Raw genomic sequence first — 18013 nt, 5'->3', positions numbered from 1 at the left:
AGCAGACTTCAAATTTAAAAAAGAAGTTTTAGGTAAATAGCGAACACATTTTTACCGCTTTATAAAAATAAAATTTAAAAAAATGAACCAACCTTTAGCTTACGTACATCCAGGAGCAAAAATTGCAAAGAATGTCGTTATAGAACCTTTTACAACCATTCATAATAATGTAAAAATTGGAGAAGGGACATGGATTGGAAGTAATGTTACAATTATGGAAGGTGCTCGTATTGGAAAGAATTGTAGTATTTTTCCAGGAGCAGTAATATCAGCAGTTCCACAAGATTTAAAGTATGATGATGAAGACACAACTGTAGAGATTGGTAATAATGTAACCATAAGAGAATGTGTAACGATTAACAGAGGTACAGCAGATAGGATGAAAACCGTAATTGGTGATAATTGTTTAATAATGGCTTATTGCCATATTGCACATGACTGTATTGTGGGAAACAATTGTATTTTTTCTAACAATAGCACCTTAGCAGGACACATTACCGTTGGAGACTATGTTGTTTTGGCAGGTATGACAGCCGTTCATCAATTTGTTTCAGTAGGAAATCATGCTTTTGTAACTGGCGGATCTTTAGTTCGTAAAGATGTGCCTCCATTTGTTAAAGCTGGTAGAGAACCATTGTCTTACGTTGGAATAAATTCCGTTGGATTAAGACGAAGAGGTTATAACCCAGAAAAAATTAGAGAGATTCAGAACATTTACAGAATCTTATATCAAAAGAATTATAATAATACTCAAGCTGCGGATTTAATTGAAGCAGAAATGGAAGCCACTCCAGAACGTGATGAAATTCTACAATTTATTAAGAATTCGCATCGAGGAATAATGAAAGGCTACTTTAAATCAAATTAAATATTAACTATTAAAAGGCACCCACTTTCGAGGGCAATATTATGGCAAGTACTTCAGATATTAGAAACGGATTATGTATTAAGTATAATAATGATATATATAAAATTATTGAATTTCTTCATGTAAAACCAGGTAAAGGGCCAGCTTTTGTGAGAACTAAAATGAAAAGTGTTACCACTGGTAAAGTCTTAGATAATACATTTTCTGCAGGTCATAAAATTGAAGATGTACGAGTAGAAACCCATAAGTTTCAGTATTTATATAATGATGGAGAATTTTATCATTTTATGAATAATGAAGATTACACTCAAATACGATTGTTAGAAGCGGCTCTAGATAATCCTGGTCTAATGAAAGAAGGTCAGGTGGTAACTATTCTAATTAATACTGAAGATGATATGCCACTTTCAGTTGATTTGCCAGCATCTGTTATTTTAGAAGTTACTTCTACAGAGCCAGGAATTAAAGGAAATACAGCAACTAATGCTACCAAACCTGCAACGGTCGAATCTGGAGCAGAAGTAAACGTACCTTTATTTATAAATGAAGGTGATAAAATTAAAGTCGAAACCGAAAAAGGAACTTATAAAGAACGTATTAAGGAATAATTTTCATTCCTGTGTAAGCAAGAATCTCATCATTAAAATATAGAAATTTGAAGTTTCCTCATTCATATTCACTGAAACAAATCGCAAATCTCATAGGTTGTAATTTTGTTGGTTCAGAAGATTTTGAAATTTTTGGCATGAATGAAATTCATGTCGTTGAACCTGGTGACATTGTTTTTGTGGATCATCCAAAATATTATGACAAAGCTCTAGAATCTGCAGCAACAATTGTGCTAATCAATAAAAATGTAGAATGCCCTGAAGGAAAAGCACTCTTAATTTCAGATGATCCCTTTAGAGATTTCAATAAACTCACACAGCATTTTAAACCGTTTAGAGCTTCAGATTCTTCAATTGCGTCAGATGCAATTATTGGAGAAGGTACAGTAATTCAACCTAATTGTTTTATTGGTAATAATGTTTCGATAGGAAATAATTGCGTAATTCACTCTAATGTAAGTATTTATGATGATGCTATTATTGGAGATAACGTAACTATTCACGCAGGAACAGTATTGGGAGCAAGCGCATTTTATTATAAAAATAGACCAGAAGGCTACGATCAGTTAAAATCTGGTGGTTGTGTTATAATTGAAGATAACGTTGATATCGGTGCACTTTGCACTATAGATAGAGGTGTTACAGGTAATACAACAATTGGCGAAGGGACAAAATTAGATAATCAAATACAAATAGGGCACGATACTTTAATAGGGAAGAAGTGTTTAATCGCATCTCAGACCGGAATCGCTGGTTGTGTTGTGGTAGAAGATAATGTGACTATTTGGGGACAAGTTGGTGTTAAAAGTGGAATCACAATTTCTAAAGGAACAGTACTTTATGCGCAATCTGGATTAGGTCATACGACTGATGAAGGTAAAACTTATTTTGGTTCACCTGCACAAGAAGCCAGAGAACAATTTAAAGAAATGGCTTATATCAAAAAGATTCCCGAAATACTTCAGAAACTAAAGAATCTATAATGTTAGCAAAAGAAGTAGTAAAAACTTTCAATGATTCAGATTTAGCAAACGACCCAAACGTAGTTCCTAAGTTTTTTCATAAAGATTGTGAATTGCACTAGAGTAGTAGTCACAGATTTATGCTCTTAAAGTTTAATGATATTGTAGATTTCTTTGATGGCACAAGAAAATTGTATCATGGTCTTAGTTTTGAGTTCACACATATGATTGAAGCTGATGTATCTGTTATTACAAGATATACATTATATAGAAATACTATTGAAAACCAGATTAAGAAATAGTATTAGCTCATTTCTCGTAAAAGAAGAAAAACTTTATAGAGGTTTCGAAATCAATCAATAGGCTGACGAAAGTGATACAAAAAGCATGGATTCTTATACCGAAAGAAAAATATAAAAAGAGCACGATTATACGTGTTAAAACTCTTATTTTTGCACAACGAAAATTATAAAACTTAAAAACAACAATATCAAATGAGCGTTTTAGTTAATAAGGATTCTAACATCATTGTACAAGGTTTTACTGGTAGTGAAGGTACATTCCATGCAGAACAAATGATTGAGTATGGTACTAATGTCGTTGGTGGTGTTACACCAGGGAAAGGAGGTCAAACTCATTTAGACAGACCAGTTTTTAATACAGTTTCAGAAGCTGTAGAAAAAGCAGGTGCTGATACAACTATTATTTTTGTGCCACCAGCTTTTGCTGCGGATGCAATTATGGAAGCTGCTGACGCAGGTATTAAAGTGATTATTACAATTACTGAAGGTATTCCTGTTGCAGATATGATTAAAGCTGCTGCTTATATAAAAAATAGAGATTGTCGTTTAATTGGCCCTAACTGTCCAGGTGTAATTACTCCAGGTGAAGCTAAAGTTGGTATTATGCCAGGTTTTGTTTTCAAAAAAGGAAAAGTTGGTATCGTTTCTAAATCTGGTACTTTGACTTACGAAGCTGCTGACCAAGTGGTAAAACAAGGATTAGGAATCACTACAGCTATTGGTATTGGTGGTGATCCTATTATTGGTACTACAACTAAAGAAGCTGTAGAGTTATTAATTAACGATCCAGAAACTGAAGCAGTCGTAATGATTGGTGAAATTGGTGGACAATTAGAAGCTGATGCTGCACAATGGTATAAGGAAAGTGGAAGTAAGAAACCAGTCGTAGGTTTTATTGCTGGTGAAACTGCTCCTGCTGGTCGTACAATGGGACATGCAGGTGCTATTGTAGGAGGTAGTGATGATACCGCACAAGCAAAAAAGAAAATTATGAGAGCATGTGGAATTCACGTTGTGGAATCTCCTGCTGAAATCGGAAAGAAAGTAGCTGAAGTCTTAGGCTAATTTTAAATTTTCCCCTTGATATTTTTAACATCAAGGTTTCTATAAATTGTCATCCTGAATTAGTTTCAGAATCTCGAATAAAACTGTTAAAAACCTTACAAAATCTTGTGAGGTTTTTTTATTTCTTGCAATTTGTAATTATTATATTTGATTATAACAACTATACTAACTAACCGTTGATATATTATGAAATTATTAGAAGGAAAAACAGCTATTATTACAGGCGCTAGTCGTGGTATTGGTAAAGGTATTGCTGAAGTATTTGCTCAACATGGAGCAAATGTCGCATTTACATACAGCTCATCTGTAGAGGCTGCAAACGTATTAGAAATAGAATTAAATGCATTAGGCGTAAAAGCAAGAGGTTACCAAAGTAACGCAGCTAATTTTGATGAATCTCAGAAGTTAGCAGAAGATGTTTTAGCTGAATTTGGAGCTATTGATATTTTAGTAAATAATGCTGGTATTACAAAAGATAATCTTTTAATGCGAATGGCTGAAGCGGACTTTGATAAGGTAATTGAAGTAAACCTAAAGTCAGTATTTAATATGACTAAAGCTGTACAACGCACCATGTTAAAGCAACGTAAAGGCTCTATAATTAATATGAGCTCTATAGTTGGTGTAAAAGGTAATGCAGGACAAACAAATTACGCAGCTTCTAAAGCAGGTATCATAGGTTTCTCTAAATCTGTAGCATTAGAACTAGGATCTCGTAATATTAGAAGTAATGTAATTGCACCAGGTTTTATAGAAACCGAAATGACCGCAAAACTAGATGAAGAAACTGTAAAAGGCTGGAGAAACGCTATTCCGTTAAAACGAGGTGGTTCTCCTGAGGATATAGCTAACGTTTGTGTATTCTTAGCAAGTGATTTAAGTGCTTATGTTACAGGGCAGACGCTTAATGTTGATGGCGGAATGTTAACTTAATATTTTAATGCAAACAGAAACGATTATATATATCATTATTGCTGGAATTGCAGCGCTTTTATTAGCGCTGTTTCAGTATTTATATAAATCGAAATTAAAGTCTCATCTAAAATATGCATTAACAACATTTAGAGCAATTTCAGTCTTTGGTATATTATTGCTACTCATTAATCCAAAATTCCAAACTTCAACTTATTTTGATGAAAAGCCAACTTTAGTAATTGCTGTTGATAATTCTGAATCAATTTCATACTTAAAACAAGATTCATTTGCGAATCAAATCATTAATGATATAAAAGCCAGTTCAGAGTTAAATGAACGTTTTAATGTTCAAACGTATAGCTTCGGTAAATCCGTAAATAAATTAGATAGCTTAAATTTTAATGAACGTCAATCTAATCTATCATTAGCATTTAAACAGTTTGGAGAAGTTTATGCCAATCAAACAGCACCAATCGTAGTTATTAGTGATGGTAATCAGACTTATGGTTCAGATTACAGCTATACAGCAAAAGGTATAAAGCAGCCTATATATCCGATCATTCTTGGTGATTCTACCGTCTATTCAGATTTAAGTATAAAGCAGCTTAACGTTAATCGTTATGTATATCTAAAGAATAAGTTTCCTGTTGAGATTATTGCAAACTATAGTGGCACAGCATCGATAACAACCCAACTTAAGATTTGGTCTGGTAACTCTGTTGTGTATAGAAAGCCAATTAGGTTTAGTGCTTCTAAGACATCTCAAATAGTTTCTACAACATTAAACGCCAATAGTGTTGGAGTAAAAACATATCGTGTAGAATTAGTGTCATTGGCTAATGAAAAGAACACAGTGAATAATTCTAAGAATTTTGGAGTAGAAGTTATCGATCAGAAAACAAATATTGCTTTGGTTTCGGAGCGTATGCATCCAGATTTGGGTGCACTTAAAAAATCTATTGAAAGCAATGAACAAAGAAGTGTTTCAATATTAAAACCAAAAGACTACATATTTAAAGTTGATGATTTTCAATTAGTTATAATGTATCAGCCAAATAGTGGCTTTAATAAAGTTTTAGAAGAAGTTAAACGACAAAAGCTAAATACATTTATAATCACAGGAACATCAACCAATTGGAATCTTCTAAATAACTCTCAAGAATATTTTAAACAAACGATAACAAATCAAACAGAAAATTATCAACCCTTTCTCAATAAAAATTATAATACATTTATTATAGATAATTTAGACTTCAACAATTATCCACCTTTAAAATCAGAGTTTAGTGGAATAGAGTTTTTGGTGCCAAGTGACATCATTCTATTCAAAACTGTGAATGGAATTAATACGAATCAGCCTATGCTTTCAACATTCGAATTTGATAATGCAAAGCACGCTTTGCTAAGTGGAGAAGGCGTTTGGAGATGGAGAGCACAGAGTTATTTAGACACTGAGAGCTTTGTAGATTTTGATAACTTTATGAGTAAGTTAGTTCAATTTCTTAGCTCTAACAAAAAACGAAATCGAATAAATATTGATTATAAATCATTCTACAATGGAAATGATGATGTTATTATTACAGCACAATATTTTAATAAGAGTTTTGAGTTTGATAATTCAGCTTCTTTAAGTATTATATTAAAAAGTAAGGATAACAATAGCCAAAGAGAAGTTCCTCTTTTGCTAAATAGTGGTTATTATACAGTAAATTTAAGTGGTATAGATGCTGGCCTTTATAATTTTACAATAAGGCATAATTCTGAAGCCGTATCTGCTTCAGGCAATTTTCAAGTCTTAGAGTATAACGTAGAGCAACAGTTTTTAAATGCAGATATTGATAAGTTAAAATTACTGGCTAGCAATAGTAAAGGAAAAGCTTATTTTAGTTCAGAATTGAGCAAATTAGTTGAGAGTTTGCTTACAGATAATAGGTATGCAACAATCCAAAAAAGCACTAAAAATATTGTACCTTTGATAGACTGGAAATATCTACTTGGCTTAATAACATTGAGTCTTTTTGTTGAGTGGTTTATTAGAAAGTATAACGGATTAATTTAATAAATAAAATTATGGAAAAATTACCAAAGATTGGATTACCTATTTTAATAGGAATTATAATATTAGTGATATTAACAGCAAAATCTGCTGTTACTATAGATTCTGGTGAGGCTGGAGTACTTTTTAAAACCTTTGGAGATGGTGTTGTTATTGATGAGCCACCAATGAGTGAAGGATTTCATATTGTTGCACCTTGGAACAAGGTATTTGTTTACGAAGTGCGTCAACAAGAGCTTTTTGAAAAAATGAAAGTGTTGTCTTCAAACGGATTAGAAATTCAAATTGATGCTTCGGCATGGTACGAACCGGTTTATAATGAATTAGGTAATTTGCACCAGTCTATTGGACAAGGTTATTTGCAGCGTGTTATACAACCTGCAATTCGTAGTGCAGCAAGGAGTGTTATTGGACGTTATACGCCAGACGATTTGTATTCAACTAAACGTGACGCCATTCAAATTGAAATTTTTGAAGAGACCAAGAAAATACTTGATAAACAATATGTTCAATTAAATGAGGTGTTAGTAAGAGATGTAACTTTACCTCCAACAATTAAAGATGCCATAGAACGTAAATTAAAACAAGAACAAGAATCTTTAGAATATGAGTTTAGATTAGTTACAGCAGCAAAAGAAGCTGAAAAAGTAATTATTGAAGCAAAAGGTAAAGCGGAATCTAACAGAATTTTAAGTGCATCATTAACAGATAAAATTCTTCAAGATAAAGGTATAGAAGCTACTGTGAAATTATCTGAATCATCTAATAGTAAAATTATAGTTATAGGTTCTGGTGATAGTGGAATGCCAATTATTTTAGGGAATCAATAATATAAGTCCTAGAAATTAGATTTCGCATAATCTTAATTTGGAATTTAATTTTTAGGAATTTTTTTTAAAGAAACACAAATGACATTTAATCAATGACATTATTATTATCATATAGGCGTTAAAGAGTGGTGAAGATGTATTGAATAAATTCAAGATATATTTAAAAACCCGTTTGAAATTTTCTGATGGGTTTTTGTTTATAATAATTTATGAAAACTATTATAAAAAGTTGTCACGTAAGTGTGAATTTTATCTAAAAAAAACTTTAACAATCATTAAAGTGAGCCCAATAAGGGCAACATGCTATAAAATTTATTATTGATGCTAAAGACAATAAAGGTGTAATATATTTAGAAGAAAGTGCTTATCTTTTATTTCATTATTTAATGTTGTTACAAACAAAGAATTATAAACTAAAAGATGTAGTTTAAATATTAGAAAAATGTGATGAAAAAATAAACACAAAGGATTATGTTCGATAAGCGTTTTTATTACCTCATAAAGATTCAATATTTGGGCTATCGTTTTCATGGTTGGCAAAAACAGCCAGATGTAAAGACGGTACATTTAATGATAGATAGAACCTTAAAATTTATTTTTAAAGACATCAGATTTAAAACATTAGGAGCAGGTAGAACAGATGCCATGGTTTCTGCTAACGAAGCGGCTTTAGAGTTGTTTATTTACAATGAACCTATTTCAAATTTTGATACATTTCTAGAGCTTTTTAATCAAAATTTACCCCAAGACATTAGAGCATTGTCTATTAAAGAGGTAGATAAAAATTTTAATGTTATACAAGACTCTAAGTTAAAAGAGTATCATTATGTATTTTCAGAAGGACAAAAAAATCATCCGTTTTGTGCACCAATACTTACCACGATTCTTGAACCTCTTGATGTAGAGTTAATGAAAAAAGGGGCAAAACTTTTTGAAGGTTCACATAATTTCAAAACGTATTGTTATCGTGCTACTGATAAAGGAGAATATTATAGAGCTATTAAATCTTCAGAAATTAGAGATAACGATATCTACACAGCTAATTTTTTTCCAGAACAATCATATGTTTTTAAAGTGGTTGGAAAGGGATTTATGCGCAATCAAATACGATTAATGTTTGGTGCCTTAATTAAGTTAGGTAGAGGAGATGTTTCTCTTAAGTACATAGAAAGTACTTTAATGACAAACAGTACTGAGGTTATGGATTATATAGCTCCAGCTTCAGGATTAATATTACATGCCGTAAATTTTGAATAAAAAAACGGGTATTAGTTTAAAAAACTAATACCCATTTTAAATATTGACAGATTAATTTATTTAACTAATCCAGGTTTTAGCAATCGCTTTTTTAGATAAAAGAATTAATAAAACGGCAACAATAGGAATAACTATTTGCATACTTATAGCAAATGCACCAGCATCTTTTATATAATCATTTAAAACCAAGTTGTAAACCATCTGTCCAATAATACCAATTAGAGATAATATAAACATAATATTCGCCCATTTTTTTCTTAACAATAAAAATATACAGCCTAAGGCACCGCAAAATACAGCAATAGCAAAAGATGCTGCGTACCACGCAGGTTGCTGCGCTGCTTGATCTAGTTGATCTGGTGTGTACATAGCTTTAAAGCTATCAGTATTATATGCTTGTTGTAAATACTGATTTACACCCATTAAATTCCAAATAAGTGCAAGTACACTTACAATCCAGAACCAAATAGGAGGTTTGTTCATAGAAATTGTCATAATAAAGTTGATTTAATTAGTTAGTTTATTGCACAACTAAATGTGCTTTTCATCAACAATTTATGAAAAAATTTAAGAAATACTAATTTCTGTAAGAAATTAGATAAGAAAAAAGATATAATTTGGGTTACTCTGCAACGTGTAATTTAGGATCCTTATCAACAAATTTTCCGTTAACAGATTCACCTAAAATGATAACTTCTTTAGAACGTTCGTACATTTTTATAGCACGATGCATCTGTAACTTAGTACCACTGTACAATTTTACACCTGATTTTGAGCCTTTATTTCTGATTTCAATATAGAAACCGTCCTTTAGTGCTGTTGGTCTTGTTGCTGGTCTACCCATAAATATAATATCTGTTTTTAAAGTTGTGCATGATAGTAAAAATTCTCACAACACACAAGTTATTTTTAACAATTCTAAGTTGAGATTTCTATCAGATAATTGTTGTCTGATTATTTAGTGCATTTAATTATTGTAAATTAATTATTTCTTAAACATGAAGTCATATTATTTAGCTTTCCATATTTTTATGAAAATTTATATATTATTATGAGTCATTCAATTCCAAAAGAAACCCTTTCGTTTTTCAAAAAACTAGAAAAAAACAATGACAGAGATTGGTTTAATGAAAACAAGTCAGAATTTAAGGCTATTGAAGCTAAGGTAAAAAGTTCTTACAATCATTTAGGAGAATTAATGAATGCTCATGACCAAATTGAAAAGATAAAAATATTCAGAATCTATAGAGATGTTCGCTTTTCAAAAAATAAACTGCCTTACAAAATACATTTTGGTGGTTCTTTTGCCAGAAGAAAGCCGGAGCTTAGAGGTGGATATTATTTGCATATTCAACCAAATAACGAATCTTTTATAGCAACGGGATTTTGGGAGCCAAATAAAGAAGACCTTTTAAGGATTAGAAAAGAGTTTGAAATGGATGATAGCGAGATGAGAGCTATTCTTAACAATACGGAGTTTAAATCCATTTGGGGAGATTTTGTTGGTGACGAACTAAAAACAGCACCTAAAGGCTTCAATAAAGAACATCTATCCATAGATTTAATCCGTAAGAAACAATTTATATTTACTAAGAAATATACAGATAAAGAGGTAATTGCAGAAGATTTTTTAGAAGTAGCAAACGATGCATTTAAAAAAGTTAGGCCTTATTTCGATTATATGAGTGATGTTCTTACCACAAATTTAAATGGTGAATCTTTACTTTAAACGGCCTCTAAAATTTCTGGTCTTACAAAAAGTTGAACACTATTAATGAGTCGATCTTTTACGATATTCATCATTCTCTTATTTAGTGCAGATGAGTTTTTAATATAAAGATCGTACTCCTCTATTGTAAACTGGCCTATAATCATTCCTTTTACAGAGTTTCTAAATTTTATATCCTTGAGAATTGCATTGTCGATGTATGCTAACTGCTTTTGCAGAGGCAAGTTGTAGAACAAATTTTTATGCTTGGCGATGTAGTTGCCAAAAACCATAATAAACAAATTGTGCTGCATTTTAATTATAGGTCGCAATGTTTTATTCTGAAATAATTCCTCAGCACGCATAGCATCATAAATTTTGGCTGATGCAATTTTGGGTCTAATGGATAGTAGGTTTTCGGATCTTGGTGTCATGGTTTAGTGATTAAAAATTAATTCTGAATTAAATTTAAGTATTAACGCATTGCATTTATTTAGACTTCAGATATGTTGTTAACGCTGTTATTAACAATGCTAATTATAATATTAAAAATTCTAATAGAATTAAACCTTAAAACGAAGGGTTACACTTTATCTTTGGATAATACTGTTGTGAATTAAACTATAAATTTAGAATAATGATAAAAATGCTAAATGAAAAATCACATCAAAAATTATTACAGAATGAATCTATTTAATTATTATTAACTACAAATTACTTTTAAGATGAGATTTAATACACGCAAATGGGTAAAGCCAGAAGATCTAAATCCTAATGGTACTCTATTTGGTGGTCAGTTACTGGCATGGATAGATGAAGAAGCAGCGTTATATACTATTATTCAGCTAGAGAATTCTAAAATAGTTACCAAGTATATTTCCGAAATTAACTTTATGGCATCAGCAACGCAAGGAGACATTGTAGAGATAGGCATGGAGGTGACAAAATTTGGTAAGTCATCAATTTCCTTGAAATGTGAAGCTAGAAATAAAATGACCAGAGAAACCATTCTTACTGTTGATAATATTATAATGGTCAATTTAGGTGACGATGGCAAACCAGTGCCACATGGTAAAGCTGAGATAGAGTTTGTAAGTGACCGATTAAAAAAGGATTAATCTTTATTGGCTACTGTCAATTCATAAATTTCTAAATCAAAATACTTTACAGACGCCAATATATGGTCAAATATATCTCCCATAATATATTCGTAATTCTGCCAACGTTGATCGCTACTAAACGCATATATTTCCATTGGTATACCTTGTGGAGTAGGTTCTAATTGACGAACCATCAAGGTCATTTCTTTATTAATTGCAGAATGATTTTCAATATAAGTCTGAAGATATTTTCTAAACACACCAAAATTGGTCAAGTTCCGTCCATTGATTAAAACAGACTTATTAATATTATGGTTGTTATTATATTTTTCAATTTCTTTAGAACTATTCTCTAAATAATTAGAAACCAATTCAATGTTCTTAAAACGTTTAATGTCAGTATCGGTCAAGAATTTAATTGTAGATGTCTTCACAATAACGGATCGCTTAATTCTTCTACCTCCAGAAGACATCATACCTCTCCAGTTTTTAAATGAATCCGAAATTAAAGCGTAAGTTGGAATTGTAGTAATGGTTTTATCCCAATTCTGAACTTTTACTGTTGCTAAATTGATTTCAGTTACATCACCATCTGCACCATAATTCTCGAAAGTTATCCAATCTCCAATACGCACCATATCGTTGATGGATACCTGAATACTGGCTACAAAACCTAAAATGGTATCTTTAAAAATGAGAAGAATTACAGCAGATGCAGCACCTAAAGTAGTTGCGAATTTTACAAAAGAAATTCCGGTAACTATAGCAAAAATTGAAAACACACCTAATAACCAAACAAAAATCATAAAGACCTGTATATAGCTATCTATAGGTTTGTCTTTAAATTTCGTTAAAGTTTTTAAATAATCTTTTACCGAGTTTAGAAGACTTCTTATAATGCGAAGCGTTAATATTATAGCAATTACTTTTAAGGTTTTTTCTATAATATTTTCTGCATTTTCAAAATCTAAAAATACCTGAGGTACAAACTCAATGAGTATTACTAGTGGAATAATATGAGCAATATTTCTTGGAAGCTTATTACTAATAAGAATATCATCAAAATTGGTTTTTGTGCGTTTAGCAATTCCAGACGAAAACCTTTCAAGTAAACGTTTAGTAATAAAATCTACTATAAATGCTATTAGAAGCAATGCAAGTAAAAGAGCTAACATATTAAGATACGCTGCGTTTGTTTCAGATAAACCTTTCTCAATAAGTAAATCGTATATGAAATGTTTCATACTAAATATGTGATTTTTTTAAGTACTTTTTATCAATATAAAAGGTGCCAAAAGGCACTATAGATGCTACTAATACAATCCATAGAGTTTTGGTCGTCCATTTCATATCCGAACTAATTAAAATTGCCAAAACGACATAACTCATAAATAAAATACCATGCGGCATACCAAGTATTTTAACGTATTGTGGATCTTCATACAAATACTTTATTGGTGTAGCGATAAATAATAATAGTATATAAGAAACACCTTCTAATAAAGCTGTAATTCTAAATATAGACAACAATTTTTGCATGATATAAATTTTATGCAAAAATACTCTAGAATAAGATAATAAAAGGGCTTTTTAACAGCTTTTAAGAAATTATTAAAAACTATAATTCTATTATTTATCTTTAGACAAAATTAGCAATATTATTAATCAATCATTTTTATTTATTATGCGAAATCTAATCTCAATTTTTATTTGTTTTCTTTTTATTTCGAGTTTTACACCAATAGATGCACAATCTAGGCGTAAGAAGAAAAAAGAGGCTAAAAAGGAACTAGCAAAGCCACTAACTCCAAAAAAGAAGCTAGGGAAAATTAAAGATTATGATAAGGTTATAACTAAAGATGCTAAATCTGATGAAGGTTTGTTCGATGTTCATTTAGTAGGAGAGACGTATTATTTCGAAATCCCAATGGATTATTTAAATACAGATATGCTATTAGTTACTCGCTTTGCTAAATTACCATCTAACTTAGGAGGTGGTTATGTTAATGCAGGTACAAAGACAAATACAAGATTAATTAATTGGGAGCGCTTCAAGAATAAAATTTTAATAAAAGAAAAATCTTCAAGTGCTATAGCTGCAGATAGTTTACCGATTAATGTTTCGGTAAGAGCTAATAATTACGAACCTACATTATATGCATTTGATATTGCTGCTTTTTCAAAAGATTCAACTTCTGTAGTTATTGATGTGACTAATTTTTACGCTTCAGATGTCAAAGCTATTAGTGGTTTACCTTCGTTTTTTAGAAAACAGTATAAAGTAAGAAACCTAGATAAATCGCGAAGCTTTATTAATACAATGAAGAGTTTTCCTGAGAACATAGAAGTGATTCAGGATTTTACTTATAACGCGTCCGAACCTCCAGTAAATACAGGTGACGAAACTATAAGTGTGCAGATGAATCAATCCATGATTTTATTGCCAAAAGTACCAATGCAACCACGTTTATTTGATGATCGTATAGGTTGGTTTACATTAAGTAAATACGATTATGGAAGTAATGAATTAAAAGCAGATAGAAAAACTTATTTAAGACGTTGGAAATTAATCCCAAAAGATATCGAAGCATACAAAAGAGGAGAATTAGTAGAGCCTGTAAAACCAATAGTGTATTATTTAGATCCTGCTACACCAGAAAAATTTAGATCTTACATGAAAGAAGGGATAGAGCTATGGCAAAAGGCTTTTGAAGTGGCAGGATTTAAAAACGCAATTATAGCAAAAGATGCTCCAACAAAGGAAGAAGACCCAGAATTTAGTCCAGAAGACATACGCTATTCTGTAGTAAGATATGTCGCAAGTACAACTCGAAACGCAACAGGGCCAAGCGTTTCTGATCCTAGAAGTGGTGAAATTATTGAAAGTGATATTATATGGTATCATAACCATTTACGATCATATAGAAACAGGTACTTGCTAGAAACAGGAGCTGCAAATCCATCAGCCAGAACTTTAAACACACCAGATAAAGAGATTGGTGAAATGATGAAAATGGTTATTGCTCACGAAGTTGGCCACACACTTGGTTTACCACATAATATGAGTGCTAGTTATGCCTACGATGTAGAAAATTATAGAAATGGTGCATTTACCCAAAAGAACGGAATTGCTGCTACTATTATGGATTATGCACGTTATAACTATATTGCGCAACCTGGTGGTACTAATATTCGTTTTGTAAGACAGTTAGGTCCTTATGACGATTATGCGATTAACTATGGCTACAGATATATTTCTGAAGCTCAATCTGCAGATGCAGAAAAGGAAGTTTTAAAGAGTTGGATTATGGCAAAAGCTGATAATCCTAAATATAAATTCGGAAAGCAAAGTAGTCGTTTTGATCCTACAGCACAGACTGAAGATATAGGAAACAATAGCATTTTAGCTAGTACTTATGGGCTTAAAAACTTAAAAATCGTAGCGAAGAATTTACCAAAATGGACGAGCGACCATACAGATAATTACGATGACTTAGAAGAATTATATGGTGAAATGCTTGGCGTTTGGAGTCGTTATGTCGGACATGTAGTAACACATGTTGGTGGAGTGGTAGAAGACACTAAAAATCCGTCTCAAGAAGGTGATGTTTATAACCCGGTTTCTAAAGTCTATCAAAAATCAGCGATACAATGGTTACATAAAAATGCCTTTGAGACTCCAATTTGGTTAATGGATAAATCTACTCTTCAGAATATTAATTATGCAGGTTATACAGATCGTATAAGAGGTGTGCAAAGCCGTCATTTAAATAATTTATTGAATTTTGAACGTTTGGGCAGACTTATTGACCATAAAGCTATGGATGCAAGTAATTACTCAGCGTTAGGTATGCTAAGAGATGTGCGTTTAGGGATTTGGTTAGAAACCAAAACAGCTTCAAATGTTTCAGTTTTTAGACGTAACTTGCAGCGTGCTTATTTGGATAGAATGACATATTTAATGACAGAAAATCTAGATCCTAAACGAAGCAGACAATATTTTAATGTCAATCAATCAGATGTTAGAGCATTAGTACGAGGAGAATTAAACCAGTTAAAAAGAACACTTATTGTAGCATCTAAAATGGCCTTAAGTACAGAAACCAAATATCATTATAGAGACTGCATAGAACGAATTAAAAATGTATTAGACCCAAAATAATATGAAAAATTTATTATTATTAACGATCCTGCTTAGCATTAGTGCAACAACATATACTTGTGCACAAACTAGGGTGTCTCAAAAAGAAAAGTTCCAAGCGACATATAATAACTCAAAAGCATTGGTAAAAAGTCTGACGTTTAAATACGTAGGAGAAGTTGTATATAATAACAAACAACGAGAAATGTTAGATGGTAATACTAATACAATTAGTATTGATAAATCTAAAGTTTCAGGACAGGTTGTATCCTTAAGTAATGCCAATAAAACATTTGATATTGAAGGTGAATTAGAAAATTACAAGGTGTCATTTAATGATGATAATCAACGAATTTCAATTGAATTTAGTGTAAATACATATCAAGTTTTTATTGATATTAAACCTAATGGAAATGCATTTCTGACAGTTTCTGATAATATAGGTAATAATATATCTTGGACAGGACGCATAAAATAAAATCAGAAATTGTATCTTTGCAAACAGTTTATTGAAGATATACCGCACTAATAGCTCTATTCTTAAGTTATTTTTCTAGGTTTTAATACTATTCAATGTTTAGTTTTTAGCATTAATATATTATTTCAATATTTTCATAAGCAGGCATATATTAATTATTTAAAACAACGAATGGCTAAATCACAACAGACTTTTAGTAAAAGTGAAAAAGAAAAAAAGAGATTAAAAAAGCGAGAAGATAAGCGCAAGAAAATGGAAGCGCGTAAACTCGAAAGAGGTGAAAACGGTTCAGGTGGTATTCCTTTGGCTTATGTAGATCATAATGGAAACCTAACAGATACACCTCCAGATCCTTCAATGAAAATAAAAGTTAAGGCGAAAAATATTGAAATTGGTATTCCTAAAAAAGAGGATAGCGATGAAGTATTCGATCCTATAAGAAATGGTAAAGTATCATTTTATGACAGCTCTAAAGGATTCGGTTTTATAATAGATACTGATACAAATGAAAAACATTTTACGCATGTAAGTGGTATCATAGATGAGATTATTGAAAATGATAAGGTTACTTTTGAATTAGAAAAAGGACAACGTGGTATGAATGCTGTAAGAGTAAAAAAAGTATAATACAAGTACATTAAACATATATGACCATCTTAATTTATTTTAGGATGGTTTTTTTATAGCTATATTTTATGAGTAAAGGCAAAAAAGAATTTCATCCAGATTTTTTTCATTTTTTAGATTAAAATATCATTAGCTAAAAATGGAAATAATTTAAAAAGCAAGTCTTCATTTTAGATAATTTAAAAAAATAAGCGTTAACATTGAATCCAAGAATTGTAAATATATCAGCAAAAAAGGTCATTGGCATGAAAAACTCAATGCATCATAATGAACACGAAAATATTGTTGCTTTATGGAAAAGCTTTATGCCAAATAGAAAAGATATTCAAAGTGTTATAAATGATGAGTTTATAGCTATTCAAGTTTATAGTGAATTCAATAAACATGATAAACCTTTTAATATCATAGCTTGTGTTGAAGTTATAGATTTTAAAGACATTCCAGATACTATGGAAGCTTTTACAATTCCTGAAGGAAAATATGCTGTTTTTCTTCAAAAAGGACTAGATGCTTTTGGATTATACCAGCGGATTATGTCAGAATGGTTAACAACTTCTGGTTATGAAATTGACAATAGACCACACTTTCAAGTAATGGGTGAGAAATATAAAAATGCAGATCCAGAATCAGAAGAAGATTTTTATGTGCCAATAAAACTTAGAAATTAACACGATAATTACAACCCGTTTTATAATTACTGCAACCAAAAGCAGTCTTACCTTTCAATAGTTTTCCTGTTTTACATTTAGGACAAGTGTCGCCAGCTACAACTGGTTTAACCTTTGTTTGTTTAGGTTCAATCTTTAGTTTGAAATTAGCATCAAAACGTAATAAACCCTCAACAGGTTTGCCTTCAATTTTAAAACCTTTTAAGTTAACGGTTAACCCTTTACTCAATAAACGCACATATTGATTTTCAGAAATTTTTTTGTCACAAAAACTAAAAGGTAAAGTAAAATCACAGCTTTTACCATACATATTACAACCAAAGGCTGACTTCCCTTTTAAAAGTTTACCCGTTTTACATTTAGGGCAAGAACTTCCAATAATAGTTTCTGTTTTAGATTTGGTCTTCGATTTAGGTTTCCCAACAGGT

General features: G+C 31.2%; 20 protein-coding genes and 1 pseudogene. 15 read left to right on the top strand and 6 right to left on the bottom strand.

Features of this window, described 5'->3' with window-relative positions:
- Positions 1 to 82 precede the first annotated feature (82 nt).
- The 9 genes from lpxA to truA all read left to right on the top strand — a co-directional run bounded on the left by lpxA (position 83) and on the right by truA (position 8863).
- Complete coding sequence (lpxA, locus tag AAC053_RS00905; RefSeq protein ID WP_339751656.1) at positions 83 to 868, top strand: acyl-ACP--UDP-N-acetylglucosamine O-acyltransferase; 786 nt, start codon at positions 83 to 85, stop codon at positions 866 to 868.
- 41 nt (positions 869 to 909) lie between these two features.
- Positions 910 to 1476 (top strand): elongation factor P, encoded by a 567-nt coding sequence (gene efp / locus AAC053_RS00900; RefSeq protein WP_339751654.1) that lies wholly within the window; start codon positions 910 to 912, stop codon positions 1474 to 1476.
- A gap of 47 nt (positions 1477 to 1523) precedes the next feature.
- Entirely contained in the window at positions 1524 to 2459 is a 936-nt protein-coding gene (locus AAC053_RS00895) for a UDP-3-O-(3-hydroxymyristoyl)glucosamine N-acyltransferase (RefSeq protein WP_339751651.1), read from the top strand.
- A 119-nt stretch (positions 2460 to 2578) separates the two neighbouring features.
- Positions 2579 to 2740 (top strand): hypothetical protein, encoded by a 162-nt coding sequence (locus tag AAC053_RS00890; protein ID WP_339751649.1) that lies wholly within the window; start codon positions 2579 to 2581, stop codon positions 2738 to 2740.
- Positions 2741 to 2932: 192 nt separating this feature from the next.
- On the top strand, positions 2933 to 3805 hold the full coding sequence (sucD, locus tag AAC053_RS00885) for a succinate--CoA ligase subunit alpha (protein WP_339751647.1): 873 nt from the start codon (positions 2933 to 2935) through the stop codon (positions 3803 to 3805).
- Between the two features lie 186 nt (positions 3806 to 3991).
- Complete coding sequence (fabG, locus tag AAC053_RS00880; RefSeq protein ID WP_339751645.1) at positions 3992 to 4738, top strand: 3-oxoacyl-[acyl-carrier-protein] reductase; 747 nt, start codon at positions 3992 to 3994, stop codon at positions 4736 to 4738.
- Positions 4739 to 4745: 7 nt separating this feature from the next.
- Entirely contained in the window at positions 4746 to 6779 is a 2034-nt protein-coding gene (locus AAC053_RS00875) for a VWA domain-containing protein (RefSeq protein WP_339751643.1), read from the top strand.
- 11 nt (positions 6780 to 6790) lie between these two features.
- On the top strand, positions 6791 to 7606 hold the full coding sequence (locus AAC053_RS00870) for a prohibitin family protein (protein WP_339751640.1): 816 nt from the start codon (positions 6791 to 6793) through the stop codon (positions 7604 to 7606).
- 471 nt (positions 7607 to 8077) lie between these two features.
- Positions 8078 to 8863 carry a tRNA pseudouridine(38-40) synthase TruA gene (gene truA / locus AAC053_RS00865; RefSeq protein WP_339751639.1) on the top strand — a complete coding sequence of 262 codons (786 nt, stop codon included), beginning with the start codon at positions 8078 to 8080 and terminating at the stop codon, positions 8861 to 8863.
- Positions 8864 to 8923: 60 nt separating this feature from the next.
- Here the strand turns inward: truA and AAC053_RS00860 are convergent, their stop codons facing one another.
- Both AAC053_RS00860 and AAC053_RS00855 read right to left on the bottom strand, forming a co-directional pair.
- Positions 8924 to 9358, bottom strand: a complete 435-nt coding sequence (locus AAC053_RS00860) for a DUF4293 family protein (protein WP_339751638.1) — start codon at positions 9356 to 9358, stop codon at positions 8924 to 8926.
- 127 nt (positions 9359 to 9485) lie between these two features.
- The gene (locus AAC053_RS00855) at positions 9486 to 9707 is read right to left on the bottom strand and encodes a hypothetical protein (protein ID WP_092467680.1); all 222 of its coding nucleotides are present in this window, start codon (positions 9705 to 9707) and stop codon (positions 9486 to 9488) included.
- Between the two features lie 207 nt (positions 9708 to 9914).
- Here AAC053_RS00855 and AAC053_RS00850 point away from each other — a divergent pair, with 207 nt between their 5' ends.
- Positions 9915 to 10592, top strand: coding sequence for a DUF2461 domain-containing protein (locus tag AAC053_RS00850; RefSeq protein WP_339751632.1), 678 nt, complete (start codon positions 9915 to 9917; stop codon positions 10590 to 10592).
- Here the strand turns inward: AAC053_RS00850 and AAC053_RS00845 are convergent.
- A complete protein-coding gene (locus AAC053_RS00845; protein ID WP_339751630.1) occupies positions 10589 to 11005 on the bottom strand; it encodes a glyoxalase in 417 nt (138 codons plus the stop codon). The two genes, AAC053_RS00850 and AAC053_RS00845, sit on opposite strands and share 4 nt — an antisense overlap.
- Before the next feature lie 291 nt (positions 11006 to 11296).
- Between AAC053_RS00845 and AAC053_RS00840 the strand changes: the two genes are divergently transcribed.
- The gene (locus AAC053_RS00840) at positions 11297 to 11689 is read left to right on the top strand and encodes a hotdog domain-containing protein (RefSeq protein ID WP_339751628.1); all 393 of its coding nucleotides are present in this window, start codon (positions 11297 to 11299) and stop codon (positions 11687 to 11689) included.
- Here the strand turns inward: AAC053_RS00840 and AAC053_RS00835 are convergent.
- Positions 11686 to 12915: a mechanosensitive ion channel domain-containing protein gene (locus AAC053_RS00835; RefSeq protein ID WP_339751626.1), complete on the bottom strand. Its 1230-nt coding sequence runs from the start codon at positions 12913 to 12915 to the stop codon at positions 11686 to 11688. The genes AAC053_RS00840 and AAC053_RS00835 overlap by 4 nt on opposite strands.
- Before the next feature lies 1 nt (position 12916).
- Positions 12917 to 13210, bottom strand: coding sequence for a DUF3817 domain-containing protein (locus AAC053_RS00830; RefSeq protein WP_339751624.1), 294 nt, complete (start codon positions 13208 to 13210; stop codon positions 12917 to 12919).
- A gap of 145 nt (positions 13211 to 13355) precedes the next feature.
- On the opposite strand from AAC053_RS00830, the gene AAC053_RS00825 reads away from it, so the two are divergent.
- The 4 genes from AAC053_RS00825 (at position 13356) to AAC053_RS00810 (ending at position 17585) form a co-directional block, all read left to right on the top strand.
- Entirely contained in the window at positions 13356 to 15833 is a 2478-nt protein-coding gene (locus tag AAC053_RS00825; protein WP_339751621.1) for a zinc-dependent metalloprotease, read from the top strand.
- A gap of 1 nt (position 15834) precedes the next feature.
- Positions 15835 to 16290 carry a DUF4251 domain-containing protein gene (locus AAC053_RS00820; protein ID WP_339751618.1) on the top strand — a complete coding sequence of 152 codons (456 nt, stop codon included), beginning with the start codon at positions 15835 to 15837 and terminating at the stop codon, positions 16288 to 16290.
- Between the two features lie 171 nt (positions 16291 to 16461).
- A complete protein-coding gene (locus AAC053_RS00815; protein ID WP_339751616.1) occupies positions 16462 to 16917 on the top strand; it encodes a cold shock domain-containing protein in 456 nt (151 codons plus the stop codon).
- 200 nt (positions 16918 to 17117) lie between these two features.
- The gene (locus AAC053_RS00810) at positions 17118 to 17585 is read left to right on the top strand and encodes a GyrI-like domain-containing protein (RefSeq protein WP_339751614.1); all 468 of its coding nucleotides are present in this window, start codon (positions 17118 to 17120) and stop codon (positions 17583 to 17585) included.
- Here AAC053_RS00810 and AAC053_RS00805 read toward each other — a convergent pair.
- A pseudogene (locus AAC053_RS00805) lies at positions 17575 to 18013 on the bottom strand (DNA topoisomerase III); the annotation flags it as partial. The gene AAC053_RS00810 and the pseudogene AAC053_RS00805 sit on opposite strands and share 11 nt — an antisense overlap.

It is taken from the genome of uncultured Winogradskyella sp. (assembly GCF_963975125.1).
Taxonomy (GTDB): domain Bacteria; phylum Bacteroidota; class Bacteroidia; order Flavobacteriales; family Flavobacteriaceae; genus Winogradskyella.
The sequence above is the reverse complement of the archived record's forward strand: the minus strand, read 5'-3'. Positions and strand labels throughout refer to the sequence as shown.